This is a genomic window from Vallitalea sediminicola, assembly GCF_054408565.1.
The window spans coordinates 81,934-101,513 of sequence record NZ_BTPT01000031.1 but is presented as its reverse complement, the minus strand read 5'-3'; the positions used below and the strand labels follow the sequence as shown (position 1 = coordinate 101,513).

Sequence of the window (19,580 nt, the reverse complement as noted above, 5' to 3'; positions counted from 1 at the left end):
CAACTATTTGTCTACAATATTTTATATTTTTTGTAATAATATAAAATAAATAGGCGATTTATGTTGAATGTAAATATTTTAATTAGGGTTATAATTATTTCAAATTCATTATTATTTACCAAATATTCCATAAGCATTAGTAGTTAAATCCTTAAACAGATCAGTTCTTATGGGATAAAAAGTGAAGACAAAGAAAGGAATAATAAATAATATCACTAAAGATATATAAACTCGTTCATATTCTGAATGATTAACTTCAGATATTAATATTCTATAGCTGATAATTTGAGCAGTCAAAAAACCTGTAATTCCTGCAATAATATCTACTACATAAAAAGGCAAATTGATATTTGATAATACGTAAAATACTAAAAGTGTTGTTATAATTACCGTTAACAGACCTATCATCTTTCCATACCAAAAATTCTTACAATATCTAGAAATAAAAAATGTTTCTAAAACATATAATGCAAAAAGAGAAAAAAATGCTATTTTTACATGCTCCCATATACTTCCATTAACAGCTGAAAATAATGTTAAACTCATTATTCCTGTATCCCTATAAGAATTGTGGAGAACAGACCATAATATTAATACACCGATTAAACCTACAAACTCCCAAAGAAATATTTTCCTACTCATTATAGCACCTCGTTTCAAGTAATCATATTTTCTTTTATTATTTGTATTTATACTAATAACATACATAATATATGAAAAATATTTTATCTTTTTTGTGATTTTTTTTAGATGATTTTACTTATTTGTAATTTTTATATAGTATTTTGGTATCCTATTGACTTTTTATTATAATGGATTTACAATCAGACTTGAACGTTATGAAACCCTATTAATATTTATGGCAAATATAAAGGACGTATATTATGATTTTTAATAAGTCTAAAAACCAAAGTATTACAGATTATAACATAAAAGTCAATATATATAATGGTATTGCATTCTCTATGTCCATTAACCTAGTTAAACCGTATTTTGCAAAGTTCGCAGAAAGATTAGGCGGTAATGATTATCATTTTGCATTACTCAATTCTTTACCTGCATTATTAAGCGTTTTCGCTTTTCTACCTGGTGCTCTTATGATAGAATCAGCTAAAAGCAAAACAAAGATAACCAGCAAATTTTTATTGGCACAAAAATTTATATACTTGTTAATAGCTACTGTTCCTTTTCTGGGTAGTGTTAACAAGCCTTTTTTATTCGTTTTATTAATAGGTCTAATGAATTTCCCGGGTTCAATCGCAATCATGGGGTATCAATCTTCCATGGGAGATATTTTTATCCCTCGCAATAGAGGAAGGGCTATGAGCCTTCGAAATAGATATTCAGATTTTTCAAGGCTGATTATATCTTTCATATCAGGTCAAGCTCTAACACTAATACCTAAGACGCCTCAGCAAACCATTGTTCTATACCAGATTTTCTTTTTTATTGCCTTCGTTTTTGGTGTTATTGAATTTATTATGTTACTTAGATTTAAGAATCGACAGGACAAAGAAGTTGTTGTGAAGGAAAAATATTTCAACTTGTTCCTACAGACTTTCAAAGATATTCCAAAACAGAGGAAATTAATCTCTTTCATTATATGCTCACTCATGTTCCATTTTGGATGGCAAATGGGATGGCCCTTATTCAGTATATATTCAATCAAGATTTTAGGGGCTAACGAGTCATGGTTGAGTATAATGACAATTGTTAGTGGTGGTTGTTCAATTATTGCCTCTACGAGATGGGCAAAATTTGCAGATAAAAAAGGTAATAGCCTAGCATTAGCATTAGCAACTATGGGAATGTCAATTACTCCTATACTTTATGTGCTATCAAAAAGCCTTATGCAATTAGTTATATTCAATGTTATAGTAGGAATATCGACTGCAGGAACTATACTGATATTATTTAACCTGTTGTTAGAAGTTACACCCGATAAGAATAGAACGGTTTACATAGCTATTTATAGTATTATCATTAACATATCAGCTACAATAGCTCCACTATTTTCTGTATGGCTAAAAGATATGACCTCAATATATTTTACTTTGATACTTGTTGGAATACTAAGGCTAACAGGAAGTATAGCATTTTTTATAAGGAATATAAAACTTAATAAATGTAGTACATAATATATACTCTATTTTACATATAAATTAATATTCAATAAAATAAAAACTTATGGATATGAATTTTTATTAGTACAATAAAAAAGCTATCAATCCATAAGGTAATTTAGCAGTTTACCTTTCTAAATTGATAGCTATATTATATTTATCTTAACTTAACTTATTATTTTCATATATTGTCCACTGGAACTTAAGTCCTTCATGTTCTTTCATTTCACTTTTCCACGTTATGTTCCAGTTATCAAGTTCATCCACGTCAGTGATGTACTTATCAGCAGGTAGTTCACCATATATCTTAGTAATATATGCTTTCTTACAATTATCCAAAAATAAATTGTAGATTTCGGCACCGCCAATAATAAATACTTCATCAGATTCAAATTGTTTTATATATTCTAAAACTTCATCTTTACTATAGCAAGTTATTGCATTTTCGCAATTAAAAGCTTTATCTCTAGTTAAAATTATATTTTTTCTTCCTTTTAGAGGTTTTCCTTTTGGTAAAGACTCTAAGGTCTTTCTTCCCATAACAACAACTTTGTTCGTTGTCTTTTCTTTGAAATAAGGTAAATCCCCTGGTAAATAAGTAAGTAATCCACCGTTATACCCTACTGCCCAATTGTTATCCACAGCGACTATTAAGTTCATCCACAAATCACCCTTTTACTTTATATGTTATCCACATATAATAAATTTTTATTAACATCTTACACAGCTACTGGTATACCTTTAATCTGTTCACCTTTTTGATAATTCTCTAATACAAAGTCATTAACTGTAAAATCATAAAAATTCTTTATTTCTGGATTAATAATAAGTTTTGGAGCCTCATAGCTTTTACGAGTAATCAACTCTTCAACTAGAGGTATATGTCTATCATAAATATGAGCATCAGCAATAACATGTACCAACTCACCAACTTCTAGACCTGATACTCTTGCAAACATATGCACTAGAGCAGCATATTGGACTACATTCCAATTATTGGCTACTAATATATCATTAGAACGCTGATTAAGTATGGCATTAAGCTTGTTTCCTGTCACATTAAAAGTAACGCTATATGCACAAGGGTATAAGTTCATCTCATGTAGATCCTTATGATTATATATATTTGTCATAATTCTCCTACTGCTGGGATTATGTTTAAGATCATATAATACACGGTCTACTTGGTCAAATTCGCCTTCTGAGTATTTATGCTTTACCCCTAATTGATAACCATAAGCTTTTCCTATTGAACCTGTTTCATCAGCCCAACTATCCCATATTTTACTTTTTAAATCTTTAATATTATTTGATTTCCTTTGCCATATCCATAGAATTTCATCAATTGCTGATTTTAGGTATGTAGGTCTTAAAGTGAGAATTGGGAATTCTTCAGCTAAATTATAGCGGTTGACAACACCAAACTTCTTAATTGTATGTGCCGATGTTCCATCTTTCCATCTAGGTCGGACCTCTTGTCCCTCTGAACTATAACCATTATCAATAATATCTCTACACATATCAATAAATATCTTATCTGCTCTATTCATCTTAACTCACATTCCTTTCTCTATGGTAGCACTCAATTTAACCTTGTATTATATTACAGTATAAATGAAAACTTGTCTATAAAAACTTATATTAAGTCGTGTAATTTTTTTTGATTTGTATTGTAAGTAAGTCAGAAATATTGTTTTGTTCTGACTTGGTTATTGCAAAATAGTATATGTATATGTTTCGCCAGCTACTTGCTCGTCCTGAGCTCAACAAATAGTAATGGACATCGAGTCCATTATTATTTCTGACAGTCCAGTAGGGCTATCAGATTAAAAGCTGGGTTCGGCGTCCTGCCTCACTACTTCACATATACATATACTATTTTGCTCTGACTAATCTTCAATGTAATCACAAAACACTTTTTCTTCTATTTACCATAACTATTGGCTATTACCATCGTCACATTTTTTTTACTGGCTCAAGAGTGGTAAATATAGAAATAACCATATATAGTGATAATAACGATTTTTACGGCTTGTTGCCATACCTTAAAAACAGATAGAAGCAACAAACGTAACGAGAGTATTATCACTATATATGGTTTCAATATACGACCGTTGTCTGTTCTAATTTAATACTTTGTCGACAGTCTGTCTATAAGTTCAAAGAACCTATATTATTTTAGTTTATCTAGATTAAGCCTCTAATTTTTCACTTTCAGCATATTTCTTAATATCAGAAAGTCCCATGTATATATTAACATTTTTATCATCAATAACTATAAGTGTTGGTGCTGTTCTTATTTTGTATTTTGTTGCTAATTCAGCATGTTCTTCAGCATCAATTATTTTAACACTCTTATTTTCAAGATATTGTTTTGCTATATGACAGTTAGGACATGTCTTTGTAGTGAATAATAATTTTTCAGCATTATTTGCAGCTTCGGATGTTGCTGCAATTTCTTCTTCTACTTTGAAATTCGTATGTACTGATTTTAGTGTTGATTTATCAGGTTTATATTCTTTTCTATGTTTGAACTCTTGAGTCTTACCATCATTCCAATGTTGTACCGGTCTATAGTATCCAGTAATTCTACTGTAAACTTCTGTAGTTGCTCCACACTCAGGACATGAATATTCTTCTCCTGGTATATAACCATGCTTCTTACATATAGAGTAAGTAGGTGAAATTGTATAGTAAGGTAATGTGTAATTATCAGCAATCGTTTTAACTAAATTAGCAGCCGCTTTCCAATCAGGTAACTTCTCTCCAAGGAAAGCATGGAATACTGTTCCAGATGTATATTTGTTCTGGAATTCGTCTTGCATATCAAGTGCATCAAATATATCAGTTGTATGATTAACAGGTAAATGTGTACTATTAGTGTAATAAGGTGTTTCTCCCTCTTCACTTGCTGATAATATATCACCATACTGTTTTTTATCATGTTTCGCTAATCTATAACTAGTAGATTCTGCTGGTGTAGCTTCTAAGTTATATAGATCTCCATATTCCTCTTGGTAATCAGAGAGTCTATTTCTCATATGGTCAAGAACGTCAAGAGCAAATTTTCTTGCACCTTCTTCTGTAATATCTGCTTTAATCCACTTAGCATTCATAGTAGCTTCATTCATACCAACTAATCCAATAGTTGAAAAATGGCTATCAAAATTACCCAAGTATTTTTTTGTATATGGATATAATCCTTCTTGCAATAGTTTAGTTATTACTTGCCTTTTTATCTTAAGTGAACGTGCTGATATATCCATCATTTTATCTAATCTTTGATAGAATTCTTGTTCGTTATTAGATAAATACGCTATTCTTGGCATATTAATTGTAACAACACCAACTGATCCTGTACTTTCTCCAGAACCAAAGTAACCACCTTGTTTCTTTCTAAGTTCTCTTAAATCAAGACGTAACCTACAACACATGCTTCTTATATCGCTAGGTTCCATATCGCTGTTAACATAATTACTAAAATATGGAGTTCCGTATTTTGCAGTCATTTCAAATAATAATTTATTATTTTCTGTTTCATCCCAATTAAAATCTTTTGTTATAGAATATGTTGGAATTGGATATTGGAAACCTCTACCGTTGGCGTCTCCTTCAATCATAATTTCAATATATGCCTTATTAATCATATCCATTTCTTTTTGGCAATCACCATATGTAAAATCCTGTTCTTTACCTGAAACAATAGCAGGTAAACTTCCAAGGTCATTAGGAACCATCCAATCAAGTGTAATGTTGGAGAATGGAGATTGTGTCCCCCATCTACTTGGTGTATTAACACCAAATATGAAAGATTGAATACATTGTTTTGTTTCTTTATATGAAAGATTATCAACTTTAACAAAAGGTGCTAAATATGTATCAAAAGAAGAGAATGCTTGTGCACCTGCCCATTCATTTTGCATTATTCCAAGGAAATTAACCATTTGATTACAAAGAGTAGATAAATGGCTCGCTGGTGATGATGTTATCTTACCTGGCACACCACCAAGACCTTCTTCTATCACTTGCTTCAATGACCATCCAGCACAATATCCTGTTAACATTGAAAGATCATGAATATGTATATCCCCACTTCTATGAGATTTAGCGACTTCCTCATCATATATTTCTGATAGCCAGTAGTTCGCAGTTATAGCTCCTGAATTATGTAAAATAAGTCCACCTACTGAATATGTGACTGTAGAGTTTTCTTTAACTCTCCAATCTTCTTCCTTTACATAACTATTGACTATTTCTTTATAGTCAAGTATAGTGGATTTCATATTTCTTATTTTTTCTCTTTGTTTTCTATATAGAATATATGCTTTTGCTACATCCGTATAACCTGTTTGCTCTAAAACTTTTTCTACACTATCCTGTACATCTTCAACAGTGATTTTACCATCTTTAATTTTTTCTTGAAAATCAGATGTAACTCTTAGCACTAAAATATCTAGTATCTCCTCAGTATAATTCTTATCTGTCGCAATAAATGCTTTTGTAATTGCTTCCTTGATCTTTACAAAATCAAATTTGCTTATTTTCCCATCTCTTTTAACAACGTCAAACATTGATAGTCTCCTCTCTCACAACGAATTAATAATAATATACCATATATGCCCATACTAGTCAACATAAAAAAACACTATATAATGTATCTTTTTCCCGCACGCACACTATATATGGTATATGTGGAATAGGCTATTAATACTAGAATATATGTTGTTTTATGTTTTATTTTTAGGTATTAGATATTATATTCGAAGTCCCTTTTGCCAATTAAAACCACCAATATTGTGAATTTAATTATATATTGTCACAATATTTGGTGGTTATTTTTGTATGCTAAATTTTAAATTAGTACTTTAGTCTTTATTTTATTTAGTTCTCCATAAATCTTATCATCTACATAAGCTTCTATATAAGTACCTTCATTTTTATACTCTTCTTTTATGATCTGTCCATTTATACGAATCTGATTCAGTAGATTACCATTGTCATAAGAAATAACTTCTTTTATTAATCTTTTATCTTGTTGAATCTTTTTCTCTATTATATCCAATAACTCTTGTAATCCTGTTCCTTCTTTAATTGAAACTAGTAAAGTTTTGTATGCATTATAATCCTCAAGATGTTTATTGCTTCCTTCTTTGTCGATTTTATTGAAAATCGTTATTACAGTTTTACCTGTTGCACCTAGTTCTTCTAAAGTTTCATACACAACTCTTATATGGCTATCGGCTTGTTCATTAGCACTATCTACAACATGAATTAAAATATCTGCTACAACTGCTTCTTCAAGTGTAGATTGAAATGCTTTTATAAGATGATGTGGTAGCTTTCTAATGAATCCAACTGTATCTGTTAAGAAAACTTCTGTACCATTAGGTAATATCAACTGTCTAGTAGTTGGATCCAATGTTGCAAATAATTTATCTTCTTCAAGTACATCTGCATCTGTTAATCTATTCAGCAACGTTGATTTTCCTGCATTAGTATAACCAACTATAGCTATTTTTTCCTTACCTTGTTTTTTTCTTCTTTCTCTGATCAGATCTCTATGACCTTTAACATCTAATAGCTCTTTCCTTAGTTGTGATATCCTACTTCTTATATATCTTCTATCAGTCTCCAGTTTCTTTTCACCAGGTCCTCTTGTACCGATACCACCACCTAGTCTAGATAATGATGTTCCTATACCAGCCAATCTTGATAACCTATATTGTAGCTGTGCTAATTCAACTTGGATTATACCTTCTCTAGTATTAGCTCTTTTAGCAAAGATATCTAGAATTAACATTGTCCTATCCATTATCTTACATTCCAATATATCTTCTAGATTCTTAAGTTGAGCTGGTGATAATTCATCATCGCATATTATACCTGTAGCATCTAGTTCATATATCAAATCTTTTATTTCAATAATTTTACCTTTTCCCAAGTAAGTTCCCGGATGAACACTTTCTCTATTTTGTATAACTTTCTCTAATGTAATAGCACCTGCTGTTGTAGCTAACTCTTTTAATTCATTTAGCGATTCTATAATATAAGAATCATTTTCCCTAGTAGCCACTCCAACTAGTATAACTCTATCAACATAATCTTTCTCTATTTCAAAGTGTTTTTCTGGCATATAATTTCCTCCTATAGAAACTAAGGGATAAGTTTACACTCTATCTTTTTAGTTTCTCATCAATAAATTTAATCTCATTTTTAGCATCTACCTGATTTTCGTTAATTTCTAATACTTTATTGAACATTTTAAGCGCCTCCTCATAATTTTCTTGATATTCTAAAGATAATCCTTTCTTGAAATAACTATTATATATGTCAGGATTTATCTTTATAGCTTGATCATAATATTCTATTGATTTATCGTATTCTTCCAATTGTTGGTATAAATCGCCTATCTCTATTGTTATATCATAATTACCTGGAACAGCTTCTAAATATTCTTCAAAAGCTTTTATTGCTTCTTCATTCTGTTCTAAATATTCATGTAGATATCCTTTTTGTGCCAAAGCATCTATATTACCATAATCAGCAGCAACCGAATAATTAATTAATGCTTCTCCATATTCTTTTTTCTTCAAATATTCATTACCTCTACCAATATATGCATCAGCATAATTATCCCATTTATCTATAATAAAATCATAGATTTCAATTGCCCTATCAGTTTCATTTTTTTCGCTGTATATAAGTGCCTTAGTGTTATAGACCTGTGGTATTATAGGATTAATATCTATAGCCGTATTTACATCAGCTAAAGCCTTATCATATTCTTTTGTAATGAAAAAAACAAATGCTCTATTGGCATATGCATAAGCATATGACTGGTCTATTGATAATGCTTTGTTATAACTTTCCAAGGCCTCATCGTACTTACCCCAATCTTTATAGAGTATACCCCTCGCATTATATATAGTCTTATCATTTTTATTTATTTTCAGTGCTTTATTGAATGACTCGATACCTTTTTCATATTCACCTACTAACCCATAAGCTGTACCTCTAGTAGTATAAGTAATTCCTAATGATTCTTTTTCTTGAAAATAATTTCTTAGCTCGATTGCTTTATCTAGGTCATCTATAGCCTTTTGAACTTTGCCTAGTGCAAGATTCATATAACCTCTATTACTATAAGCTACTGCATCTTTTCCATTTAAGCCAATAGCTTTATCAACATCCTTTAATGCTTCATCATAACTCCCAATTTCAAAATATATCATACCTCTATTAGCATATGAAGTAGAAAATTCTGGATATTCTTCTATAGCTTTATTATATTGTTCAAGTGCTTCTTGATATTTTCCTTCTGAAAAAAGTTTGAAACCTTCCTCATTTATCTTGATAACCTCTTTATCAGAACTACATCCTACAACAAATATTGTCATTATAATTAACACGCTCAATAATCTTTTCATTGGTATTACTCCATTCTAGTAATCTTTAAAATCTTTTATACGAACTACATTATCATAATAGCATCATTTCATATTATACCATATTAAATGTAAAATATTAACCTTTGATTCATTTCATTGGAATTTTTTATTTACTTCCTCTTATAGCTTGAAAAGCACCAAGTAAATCTAGTTCTCCATATCCCCATTCACTATTAGGATATTTAATGGATCTTTTTCTCTTGGCTCCTCTAATCAAGTAATTTCTCACTTTTCCTGTATCCATTGTAGGGTCATTACCTTTTATTATTCCCCATTCTAATAATAATGCTGCTGCTCCACCAGTTATAGATGCACTTATGCTTGTTCCTGTCATCGGTCCATAGGTATCGTCTGGTAATGGACCTACTACACCAACTCCGGGGGCTACTAAATCTGGTTTTAACACTTCATCCCTTGTTAGTCCCCTACCTGAAGATAAATACAGGCTTCCTGATCTATGATTATATGCCCCTACCGAAAGGAGCCCAATACTTGATGATGGATCAGTAATTGTTGTATATGGGTCGGGTAATAAGAATTGAGTCTCGTCTTTTACCCAATCTTTTCTAGGTAACCAAACATCAATCCTACCATTCACGATTAAGTCACCATATACAGTAATGGTCCAAATACCTTCAGTAGGTTCTTCCAATCTAACGAAAATGACTTGATCTCCTGTTCTAGCTTCAGATAATTGATATTCTATATAGATAGTTGTCTTTTCTAATAAAAATTTTATTTCTTCTTTTTTTGCTAATGTAGCTGGTATTCTATCAATGAATTCTCCTGTAGGAGATGTAATAGATATTGATATCTTATCTGGTGCATTACTCCAAATGTTAAATGTGAATCCTGGTTCGTTAGGTGGTACTTTTATTTCAACATTCTTGAATTCATCATCTTCATCAAATTGCCCCCTAAAATGATGTGCTAGATTACTTTCATTTCCAACAGCTACTGTCACTGTATTTCCTATCCTTCTAGCAATTGACTGTAAATAACTCTCTGTGATAGAACTACCATCATGAGCCCCTTGATTGCTGCCTAACCCTATAATCATAGAAAGGGGCATTTGTAATTTAGTGGATAATTCTCGTATATATTTAGCTGCAAATATTACATCTGTATTTTGATAAACACTTTCTATGTCATCTTGTATCAAGTAAAAATCTCTTAAACATTTTTTAGCTTTTTTCACCTTCACAACAACTATTGAAGCATCAGGTGCAGCACCAACAAAATTATTAGCCCTATCTTCACGTCCAGCTGACATTCCAGCCAAAAAAGTCCCATGCCCTGTTTTATCAAAAGACGGAACAATGGTTAAAGGATCTTCTACTTGTAATGCTTGATTAATCTGTTCTTCAGTAAATTCTGTTCCAAATATAAATCCCTCTGGAGGTAAACCTTCTATGGTCTGATCCCATATAGCTTTAATCTTGGTAGTATTATCCTCATATCTAAATATTGAATCAGTGTAATCAATTCCTGAATCTATTATCCCTATTAGAACCCCCCCACCTCTAAGAGGTACATATGGCTGATTATGAAATGTCAATATACCAGCGTCTTCTAAAGCGCTAATTGCGTATGGACCAAAGCAGTGGGGAATATCACTTAAATCAACTCTATTAATGATACCTTTACAATCATTACCAATAAATATATGTACCACTGCAAATTGATCATCCAATATCTGTATACACTCTGGATTATATCTTTCATATATATCATCTATACTCTCATACTCAATAAGCAAGTCAAAATACTCCTCAGATATTACTGCTTGTTTACATATTTCAGGATCACTCCCTTCCCGAATACGTTTTCTAATAGCTTCTACATCATCATTAAATTCAGTTATTTCAACTCCACCTAATCCTCTAAAAGCATTAGCTAAACAAAGTGTTCCATATCCCCATAAATTATTGGGATACTCAAATAGAGTCTCATTCCTATTGGCAGATCTTTGTAAATATGACTTTACCTTCTCACCATATAGATAAGGATCATTGCCTTTTACAATACCCCATTCCATTAATAATGCTGCAGCACCAGTCACAAATGGAGTTGACATACTGGTACCACTAAGTGAATCATACCCCCCACCTGGATATGCAGCAACAATATTAACTCCTGGTGCTACTAAATCTGGTTTTACGGTTATTGTATTGGACTTTCTTGTATATCCCCTACCCGAAAAAGTGGCTAGACTTCCTGTTGATGAATCATATGCTCCAACTGTTATTACTTTTGTTGCTGTTGATGGCACAGTCAAGGTTGTATCTATGGTAGGTCTCAAAAATTTTGTCTCCTTACCTACTGAACCAGGTAGCCACATATCGTAATTGCCAGAGACTATAGTATTCGCTTGTAAAGTTATCTTCCAAATTCCCTCAGTTACATAATTACCTGATTGTGGAATTAACTCAATATATATTTGTTGATCTAAATTATATGGGGACGGTTCCCCATAATATAATAAAACTTTGGTTCCATTTAAATTAAATTGCTGTTTACCTAGCGTTGGCGTTATAAAACCAGATGATATACCATTTGGTGCTTGGATTGAAACGTTTATGGTATCCGAATAGGCTTTCCACAGTTGTATAGTTATATTAGGCTCTCCAGTAAAAATTGCTATTTCAACTATTTCTTCGTCACCCTCCACTAGTATTCCGCTAGTATGAAGTGAAGTACTACCTTCATTACCCGAACCAACCGATATAACATTTTTCCATTCACTTGCTATATTGTCTATAAAATTTTCAAATAAGGATTTACCATCATGTGAACCATAATTATTACCGAAACTTAGATTGATAGATATTGGTCTTCCTAATTCTTCTGCTTTTCTTGTTACGTAAACTAATGCTCTCATAATCTCGGTTGTACTTGGAAAAGATTCTTGACCTCTTCTGCCTAACTTCACAATTATGTATTCTGCTTCAGGTGCTACTCCTATAAACTGTCCATCACTAGCTCTACCATTTCCCCCTGCGATACCTGCTACATGAGTTCCATGACCTAAAAAATCATCTGATGGAACCACATCAAGCATTTCAAATTTATTGTTTTTACTCAAAGCTTCATTTATCTGTTCTGCGGTATACTCAGAGCCTTCACTAAAACTTTCAGGTGGATTACCTTGTATGGATTGGTCCCACAAAGTAACTATACGAGTAGTTCCATCCTCATTTCTAAAATCAGGGTGTGAATAATCTATACCTGAATCAATTATCCCCAATAAGACTCCTTCTCCTTTTAAACGCGGAAACACATTTTGAACAGATGTAATACATGCATCTCTAAGACTCGTATCTAGATTAAAATATAAACTACTTGGTTTTTCTACATACTCTATTTCTGGAAATGAAGCGAATTCATCAATATTTTCTTGTTTTATTGTGACAATAGCATAATCCATTGTTAGTTGCTCAATATCTTCTGTAAGTGCTACTATTTCAGGAATTTCGGCAATTTCTCCATTGTATTTTACAATTAATTCCCAAGTGTTGGATTCTTCATTATAACCCACATTTAGATTAGTAGTATACTCTCTATCTTCACTGGACAAATCAACAGCTAGATTTAACCTATCATCTACTTTTTGATTGTTTTTCATTATACTCCCCCCTAATAAAACTCTCTTATTCTAATTTATGAAAGTTACATAGATTTATTGTATAAATTTTTATGTTTCAAACATTTTTTGCATTCCTATATTATTTGACATACTAAATTATTTCAAATATACTAATCCATATAGAAATGTGGAGGTTAGAGGTGAACATATGACTAAACTAAAAAGGATACTTATTTTTGCAGTTATAATTATTTTATTAGGATTTTATGGTATCGCTATATATTATGCATTTAGCCAGGGAGAAAATAGTGGAGAAATAATAGTAGTTTGTATTGCTTCTACTTGTGTGTTATCAGTTTTTGTTGGAATCATATTGAGAATTATGAAAAACAGGTAACAACAATTCCTATTTTTCTTTGTTGGATTATTTAGAAAGGGCTGTATCATGTTATGAACAGCCCTTTTAGAGAAATGCTTAATTATATTTTAAGAACTACTTCTTTTCCTTTATTATGATTAACATTTTTATCCAAGAACATATCAAATGAGTTTTCTACTACTTCAACTATTTCCATTAACTCTTCTACTCCGTAATAATTAAAATAATCTTCTACATTACATTCTTCCATGCTTTTGCTTAATTCTTCATCCATATAATGCTCTTTCAACTCATTTGCTAACTTAAGACTTTCCAAAGTTATAATTGAACTTATTGTAATAAGTTTCAGATATGCTTTGTTAGTAGAATAGTGAAATGCTAATTGTATAAAACTAAGTCTATCCAAAGACTTATTTATAGTATTTATACAAAATTCTGATAATAATTTCAGTGCTTTATCTTTTTCTACTTCATTCACCAAAAGATATTTATAAACCGAGTTAATAGCTACAATAAAATCTAGATATACCTTATAGATTCTTGGCTCAAATCTATAGGTTTCTCTCTTTAATCCTTCATATAGTTTTAATATTTCTCCTACGTAATCTCTAGTTAAATTATCATTTAGTGTTTCTTCAAATAGTGGGTATTCTAGACGTAAAACATTTTCAAATCTACTATCTGACATCTTGCATATATCCTTTCTTATATACATATAAATATTAATTATAATTTTCTATCAATTATAAATTAATTGATAGCTTATCTTATATAACTATATTGCCACAATAAATATATATATGCAAGTACATATTAAAATATTACTTAATTATTACTTTTTTATCAGTTAAAATGGGATGATTTATTAATTCTACATCAATAGAATAAACATCTTTAATGGATTCCTTGGTTATTACCTCCTCTGGATTTCCATATCTATATACCTGACCATTTTTCAACATCAATATTTTATCACTATATCTCATAGCTATATTTAAATCATGAACAATATTTATAACTGTAATGCCTTTTTTCTTACATAAATTATGAACCAACTCGCTTATCTCGTATTGATATCCGATATCCAAATGAGATATGGGTTCATCCAATAACATAATATCAGTCTCTTGTGCTATAGCTCGCGCAAGAATAACTCTTTGTAATTCTCCCCCACTAAGTTGAGTAATTTTTTTCTCTTTTAACTCTATGACTCCCGTTTCATTCATAGCGTCATCTACTATTTTTATATCTTCTTCAGTGTTTTTTTGAAATCTAGCAGTATAAGGAGATCTACCCATCATAACAATATCATAAACAGAAAATTCATATTGCATATCAGTTATTTGAGGCACAACTGATAATCTCTTAGCAATTTCTTTCTGCTTAATAGTATGAATATCATCATTTTTAATATAAATTGTCTTTTTATTAGAAGGTAAAATACCTGCCAATAATTTCAACAAGGTAGTTTTTCCAGAACCATTAGGACCAATAATACTATAGAACAAACCTTTTTCTATATCAATTGACAAATCTTTCAATATAGATTTTTCACCATAGTTGAAATTCAATTTTTTAGTACTAACTATACTATTCATATTGTTCATTCCTTTTATAGTAGTTGATTACATAACTCTTTTTTTGTTTTGATTCAGTAAAAATAAGAAAAATGGAACACCGAAAATTGAAGTTATAATACCTACTGACAATTCAGCAGGTGTTATGATAGTTCTAGCAATAGTATCACAGATTATCATAAAAATGGCTCCTACAAGCATTGCAAGTGGTATTAATTTTTTATGATCCGGACCATTAATTATTCTTATTATATGCGGTATAATAAGACCTACAAATCCTATGATTCCACTAGCTGAAACAACAACAGCTACCATGATGGATGATATTCCTAGTATAATTTTCTTGGTCTTATTAACATCAATACCAAGACTTCCTGCTGTCTCATCCCCTAATAGCATAAGATTCAATTCTTTTGAGAATACCATTAAAATTATTGAACAAATAATGACACAAGGTGCTATTATCACTACTTCTTTCCAACTTGATGCACTAAAGCTTCCTAATGTCCATAAATATATTCTTTCTAATTTATCTCTATTCAATAACATCAACAAAGACATAAGTGCTGATAATAAGTAATTTATTGATATACCTGCTAACAGTAATGTTGTAGTAGGAAGTTTTTTACCAATTGCTGATATTTTTAATACTACTAAAACTGTAAGAATAGCACCAACAAATGCAAACATACTCACTCCAGTAAAGCCAAAAAAAGATTTATTAAAGTTGAATATAAGACCAATTGTCGCACCAAGTGCTGCACCTGAGGATATACCTAGTACAAAAGGGTCTGCCATTGGATTCTTGAAAACTCCTTGAAAAGAGCAGCCAACAACAGCTAGTGCTCCTCCAGTAAATAATGCAAGTATTATTCTAGGCAACCTTAGGTCAGCTATTATTTTTATATGTGATTCCTTAATACCATCAAGTGAAATTAAATCATTGATAAATGGAATTTTACTTAATAATATTTTACTGCTAGTTGTAAAATCAATACTAACCGAACCAAATCCACATGCAATTATAACTACTGCTATAAGTACTAATAAACTTATTATAATATTACTTTTTCTAAATATCTTCATATTATTAAACCTGCTTTACTTAGTATGTCCTTTTCTATTTATACACAGTAAGCCTATGCTAATATTTCGCATAGACTTACTTAAAGTATACTAGAATTCTAATCTCTTTACATTATTTAATAGCATCTGGATGAATTATTTTGACTAAATTAATTAATCCATCAATTATTCTTGGTCCTTGTCTAAAAAATAGATTTTCATCTGTTTCGTATAATTTTCCTTCTTTGACAGCAGTTAAATCTTTATATCCTTCTAATGATTTTAGCTTAGTTTTAACATCATTCTTATCTGAACATATAACAATCTGAGGGTCATTATCAACTATTTGTTCAATACTGTACGCCCAACCTGTAGCATCTTTCGCTATATTATCAGCTCCAGCCATATCCATTACTTCACCTAAAAAAGTATCTCCAGTAGCTGTAAAGTCTCCACCTTCTCCATACCCTACCACAAAATATGTTGTTGGTCTTTCTTCTTTTTCTATAGCTTTTTTAATTTCGGTCACTTTATCTTTCATACTAGTTACTACTTCATCTGCTTCTTCTTTTTTATTAAGAACTTCACCAAGTGTATTGATATAACCATATACACCTTCAAAACTTTCATTCCAAGAAAGTGATAAAACAGTGATACCTTGTTCTTGCAACTTAGCTACAGCATCATCTTTTACATGAGCAGATGTAACTACAACATCAGGGTTAAGATCTACTACTTTCTCAATATTAAATTCTTCTAGACCACCAATTGATTCTATATTCGCTACTTCACTAGGATAGTCACAAAAATCTGTTCTACCTATGATTTTGTCTCCTGCTCCTAGAGCAAATATTGTTTCTGTAAATTCTGGTGAAATTGAAACTACAGTTTTTGGTTCTTTTTCAATTGTTATTTCCTTACCATATTTATCTGTTATAGTTAATGGATATATATCTGATTCGCTACTAGTATCTTCTTCCTTACCAGTATTTCCATCTTCCTTATCATTACTATCCTTATCTTCATCAGTACCTTTGTCTTCGTCAGTTTTTGATGTTTCATCTTTATCTACTTGATTATCTTGTTTGTATGTATCTTCCTTTGGTGTCTTCTTACCACCACAAGCAGCCAAACTAAAAACAAGTACTGAGATTAACATTGTTGTCAGTAACAGCTTTAATATTTTTTTCATTTCTATAACCTCCATAATATCTCTTTAATAAGAAAAGTGATTAACACTCGGTATACTCATGTAGCATTTTCTATTTATAAGCAACAAAAAACTGTGCTCAGGCACAGTCAGATTACAAATAAATATGTGAATCTACACTCTCCCACCGAAAGCTGAAAACATTGTAAAAAGGCAGGTCTCCTGGCTTATGGCTTAACTTACTCTCTAGTCTTCTCAGTTTCCCAATGACATTTTAGATTTCACACCATTTACAGTAGCGGGGGCTGCAGTGGCATCTAACCACTTTCCCTTTTAACTCAACGAGTACCTTTTTATCTATTAAATTTTAGTATCTTATGTTATATATACGTAATAACAAAGATAATTTTATTATATACTTTAATATTAATATGTCAATATAAAACTAGCTATTTGAGTTTTCCATTTTTTATCTTTATATAATAATATTATTATAAACTCTGTAACAGCCAATAGTTAGATACTTTAGAAGAAAAGTGGTTTGTGATTATATTATAGATACTAGGAAGCAAAATAGTATATGTATATGTGAAGTAGTGAGGCAGGACGCCGAACCCATCTTTTTGCTCAGGACGAGCAATTAGCTGGCGTAACATATACATATACTATTTTGCAAAAACCAAGTTAGAACAAAACACTTTTCTGACTTACTTGCATTTTTTATTTTTTTATCTTGTTGAAATGCTCTACAATTTTCTTCTCATATCCTTGTTCAGTAGGATTATAATATATCTCATCAACAAGTTCATCTGGTAAATATTGCTGTTTTACATAATGATTTTCATAGTCATGAGCATATTTATACCCTGTTCCGTGACCAAGTTTTTTTGCACCACTATAATGACTATCTTTCAGATATGATGGAATTGCAGTAATCTGTATTTTCTTAACATCATCTAAAGCCTTATCAATAGCTAAGTAAGCAGCATTACTTTTGGGAGCACAAGCAACATATGTTGCTGCCTGGGATAATATTATCCTACCTTCTGGCATACCTATAAAATTAACTGCATCAGCAGCAGCCATTGCAACCTGTATTGCCATAGGATCTGCATTTCCTACATCTTCAGCAGCACAAATAACAATCCTTCTCGCTATGAATTTTGGATCTTCTCCTGCATAAATCATTCTTGCAAGATAATAGACAGCTGCATTTGGATCTGAACCTCTCATACTTTTTATGAAAGCTGATATAGTATCATAATGATTATCACCGTTTTTGTCATAGTTGATAACTCTTTTTTGTATACATTCTGATGCTACATCTATATCTATTTCAATTATACCTTCTTCATCTGGCTCAGTAGTAAGAACCCCTAGTTCAATGGCATTAAGAGCTGCTCTTGCATCTCCATTAGCTCTGTCAGACAAGAACTCTATAGCTTCTTCATTAATTCTGGCATTAAAATCTCCTAATCCTTTTTCTTTATCAGTAATAGCTCTTATTATTAATTTACGAATATCTTTGTTACCCAAAGGTTTTAATTCAAATACTCTGGACCTAGATACTAGAGCACTGTTTACTTCAAAATAAGGATTCTCTGTAGTAGCACCAATGAGTGTTACAGTACCATCTTCAACGTATGGTAAAAGAGCATCCTGCTGTGCTTTGTTGAATCTATGGATTTCATCAATAAATAGAATAGTCTTTCCTAGAGTCATTCCTAGCCTGTTTTTAGCTTCATTTACTACTTTTTCAATGTCTTTCTTTCCTGATATAGTTGCATTTAATTGAACAAATTCAGATTTTGTGGTATTTGCTATCACTTTTGCAAGAGTAGTTTTCCCTGTTCCAGGCGGTCCATAAAAAATAAGCGAACCTAATTTGTCTGCCTTTATAGCTCTATATAATAATTTACCTTCTCCTACTATGTGTTCTTGTCCAACTACTTCTTCAATAGATGTTGGTCGTAATCTAGCTGCTAATGGGGATTCAGTTTCTAGAGTTTTTTCTCTCATCATATCAAATAAATCCATATCTATCTCCTCTATCATCTATGTTAATTCTAAGTTTCTAATAATCTTATTTTTACTAACTAATTATATCATACATAGCTATCGTTAGGCTATTGTTCACTTCAAGTATCCTAGTTTTTTATCTTACCCTAAACGATCATATAATATAATTCAGTTATATAAATATTAATTACACCTGCATTATATCCTTAAATAAAGGTAACCAGTATCATATT

The 19,580-nt window shown here is 31.0% G+C and carries 14 protein-coding genes and 1 riboswitch; of the genes, 2 read left to right on the top strand and 12 right to left on the bottom strand.

The genetic code is table 11. The features are described from left to right. Window positions 1–111: 111 nt before the first annotated feature. Window positions 112–642, bottom strand: coding sequence for a DUF6512 family protein (locus ACX6CF_RS14510; protein WP_458786060.1), 531 nt, complete (start codon window positions 640–642; stop codon window positions 112–114). A gap of 242 nt (window positions 643–884) precedes the next feature. On the opposite strand from ACX6CF_RS14510, the gene ACX6CF_RS14505 reads away from it, so the two are divergent. Next, window positions 885–2,138: an MFS transporter gene (locus ACX6CF_RS14505; protein ID WP_458786059.1), complete on the top strand. Its 1,254-nt coding sequence runs from the start codon at window positions 885–887 to the stop codon at window positions 2,136–2,138. Between the two features lie 147 nt (window positions 2,139–2,285). Here ACX6CF_RS14505 and ACX6CF_RS14500 read toward each other — a convergent pair whose 3' ends face one another. The 6 genes from ACX6CF_RS14500 to ACX6CF_RS14475 form a co-directional block, all read right to left on the bottom strand. Next, on the bottom strand, window positions 2,286–2,783 hold the full coding sequence (locus tag ACX6CF_RS14500) for a dihydrofolate reductase (protein ID WP_458786058.1): 498 nt from the start codon (window positions 2,781–2,783) through the stop codon (window positions 2,286–2,288). Between the two features lie 59 nt (window positions 2,784–2,842). After that, the gene (gene thyA, locus ACX6CF_RS14495; RefSeq protein WP_458786057.1) at window positions 2,843–3,673 is read right to left on the bottom strand and encodes a thymidylate synthase; all 831 of its coding nucleotides are present in this window, start codon (window positions 3,671–3,673) and stop codon (window positions 2,843–2,845) included. A 642-nt stretch (window positions 3,674–4,315) separates the two neighbouring features. Beyond that, a complete protein-coding gene (locus tag ACX6CF_RS14490; RefSeq protein WP_458786056.1) occupies window positions 4,316–6,694 on the bottom strand; it encodes a ribonucleoside triphosphate reductase in 2,379 nt (792 codons plus the stop codon). Between the two features lie 281 nt (window positions 6,695–6,975). Beyond that, window positions 6,976–8,256 (bottom strand): GTPase HflX, encoded by a 1,281-nt coding sequence (gene hflX / locus ACX6CF_RS14485; protein ID WP_458786055.1) that lies wholly within the window; start codon window positions 8,254–8,256, stop codon window positions 6,976–6,978. A gap of 40 nt (window positions 8,257–8,296) precedes the next feature. Next, window positions 8,297–9,550: a tetratricopeptide repeat protein gene (locus ACX6CF_RS14480; RefSeq protein WP_458786054.1), complete on the bottom strand. Its 1,254-nt coding sequence runs from the start codon at window positions 9,548–9,550 to the stop codon at window positions 8,297–8,299. 127 nt (window positions 9,551–9,677) lie between these two features. Then, on the bottom strand, window positions 9,678–13,196 hold the full coding sequence (locus ACX6CF_RS14475; RefSeq protein WP_458786053.1) for a S8 family serine peptidase: 3,519 nt from the start codon (window positions 13,194–13,196) through the stop codon (window positions 9,678–9,680). Window positions 13,197–13,365: 169 nt separating this feature from the next. Here ACX6CF_RS14475 and ACX6CF_RS14470 point away from each other — a divergent pair, with 169 nt between their 5' ends. Continuing rightward, on the top strand, window positions 13,366–13,554 hold the full coding sequence (locus ACX6CF_RS14470; RefSeq protein ID WP_458786052.1) for a hypothetical protein: 189 nt from the start codon (window positions 13,366–13,368) through the stop codon (window positions 13,552–13,554). 82 nt (window positions 13,555–13,636) lie between these two features. Here the strand turns inward: ACX6CF_RS14470 and ACX6CF_RS14465 are convergent, their stop codons facing one another. From ACX6CF_RS14465 to ACX6CF_RS14445, 5 genes are all read right to left on the bottom strand, one after another. After that, complete coding sequence (locus ACX6CF_RS14465) at window positions 13,637–14,224, bottom strand: hypothetical protein (protein ID WP_458786051.1); 588 nt, start codon at window positions 14,222–14,224, stop codon at window positions 13,637–13,639. Window positions 14,225–14,357: 133 nt separating this feature from the next. Next, window positions 14,358–15,134 (bottom strand): ABC transporter ATP-binding protein, encoded by a 777-nt coding sequence (locus ACX6CF_RS14460; protein WP_458786050.1) that lies wholly within the window; start codon window positions 15,132–15,134, stop codon window positions 14,358–14,360. Window positions 15,135–15,161: 27 nt separating this feature from the next. Continuing rightward, window positions 15,162–16,199, bottom strand: a complete 1,038-nt coding sequence (locus ACX6CF_RS14455) for a FecCD family ABC transporter permease (protein ID WP_458786049.1) — start codon at window positions 16,197–16,199, stop codon at window positions 15,162–15,164. 112 nt (window positions 16,200–16,311) lie between these two features. Beyond that, a complete protein-coding gene (locus tag ACX6CF_RS14450) occupies window positions 16,312–17,370 on the bottom strand; it encodes an ABC transporter substrate-binding protein (protein ID WP_458786048.1) in 1,059 nt (352 codons plus the stop codon). 153 nt (window positions 17,371–17,523) lie between these two features. Further along, window positions 17,524–17,696, bottom strand: a riboswitch (cobalamin riboswitch). Between the two features lie 352 nt (window positions 17,697–18,048). Then, window positions 18,049–19,365, bottom strand: a complete 1,317-nt coding sequence (locus ACX6CF_RS14445; RefSeq protein WP_458786047.1) for a replication-associated recombination protein A — start codon at window positions 19,363–19,365, stop codon at window positions 18,049–18,051. Window positions 19,366–19,580 lie beyond the last annotated feature (215 nt).

Excerpts from the sequence above, each read along its gene's own strand:
- ACX6CF_RS14510 (WP_458786060.1), bottom strand. The coding sequence starts at position 642 with ATGAGTAGGAAAATATTTCTTTGGGAGTTTGTAGGTTTAATCGGTGTA.
- ACX6CF_RS14480 (WP_458786054.1), bottom strand. The coding sequence starts at position 9,550 with ATGAAAAGATTATTGAGCGTGTTAATTATAATGACAATATTTGTTGTA.
- ACX6CF_RS14500 (WP_458786058.1), bottom strand. The coding sequence starts at position 2,783 with ATGAACTTAATAGTCGCTGTGGATAACAATTGGGCAGTAGGGTATAAC.
- ACX6CF_RS14455 (WP_458786049.1), bottom strand. The coding sequence starts at position 16,199 with ATGAAGATATTTAGAAAAAGTAATATTATAATAAGTTTATTAGTACTT.
- ACX6CF_RS14445 (WP_458786047.1), bottom strand. The coding sequence starts at position 19,365 with ATGGATTTATTTGATATGATGAGAGAAAAAACTCTAGAAACTGAATCC.
- ACX6CF_RS14505 (WP_458786059.1), top strand. The coding sequence starts at position 885 with ATGATTTTTAATAAGTCTAAAAACCAAAGTATTACAGATTATAACATA.
- ACX6CF_RS14490 (WP_458786056.1), bottom strand. The coding sequence starts at position 6,694 with ATGTTTGACGTTGTTAAAAGAGATGGGAAAATAAGCAAATTTGATTTT.
- thyA (WP_458786057.1), bottom strand. The coding sequence starts at position 3,673 with ATGAATAGAGCAGATAAGATATTTATTGATATGTGTAGAGATATTATT.
- ACX6CF_RS14470 (WP_458786052.1), top strand. The coding sequence starts at position 13,366 with ATGACTAAACTAAAAAGGATACTTATTTTTGCAGTTATAATTATTTTA.
- hflX (WP_458786055.1), bottom strand. The coding sequence starts at position 8,256 with ATGCCAGAAAAACACTTTGAAATAGAGAAAGATTATGTTGATAGAGTT.
- ACX6CF_RS14460 (WP_458786050.1), bottom strand. The coding sequence starts at position 15,134 with ATGAATAGTATAGTTAGTACTAAAAAATTGAATTTCAACTATGGTGAA.
- ACX6CF_RS14450 (WP_458786048.1), bottom strand. The coding sequence starts at position 17,370 with ATGAAAAAAATATTAAAGCTGTTACTGACAACAATGTTAATCTCAGTA.
- ACX6CF_RS14475 (WP_458786053.1), bottom strand. The coding sequence starts at position 13,196 with ATGAAAAACAATCAAAAAGTAGATGATAGGTTAAATCTAGCTGTTGAT.
- ACX6CF_RS14465 (WP_458786051.1), bottom strand. The coding sequence starts at position 14,224 with ATGTCAGATAGTAGATTTGAAAATGTTTTACGTCTAGAATACCCACTA.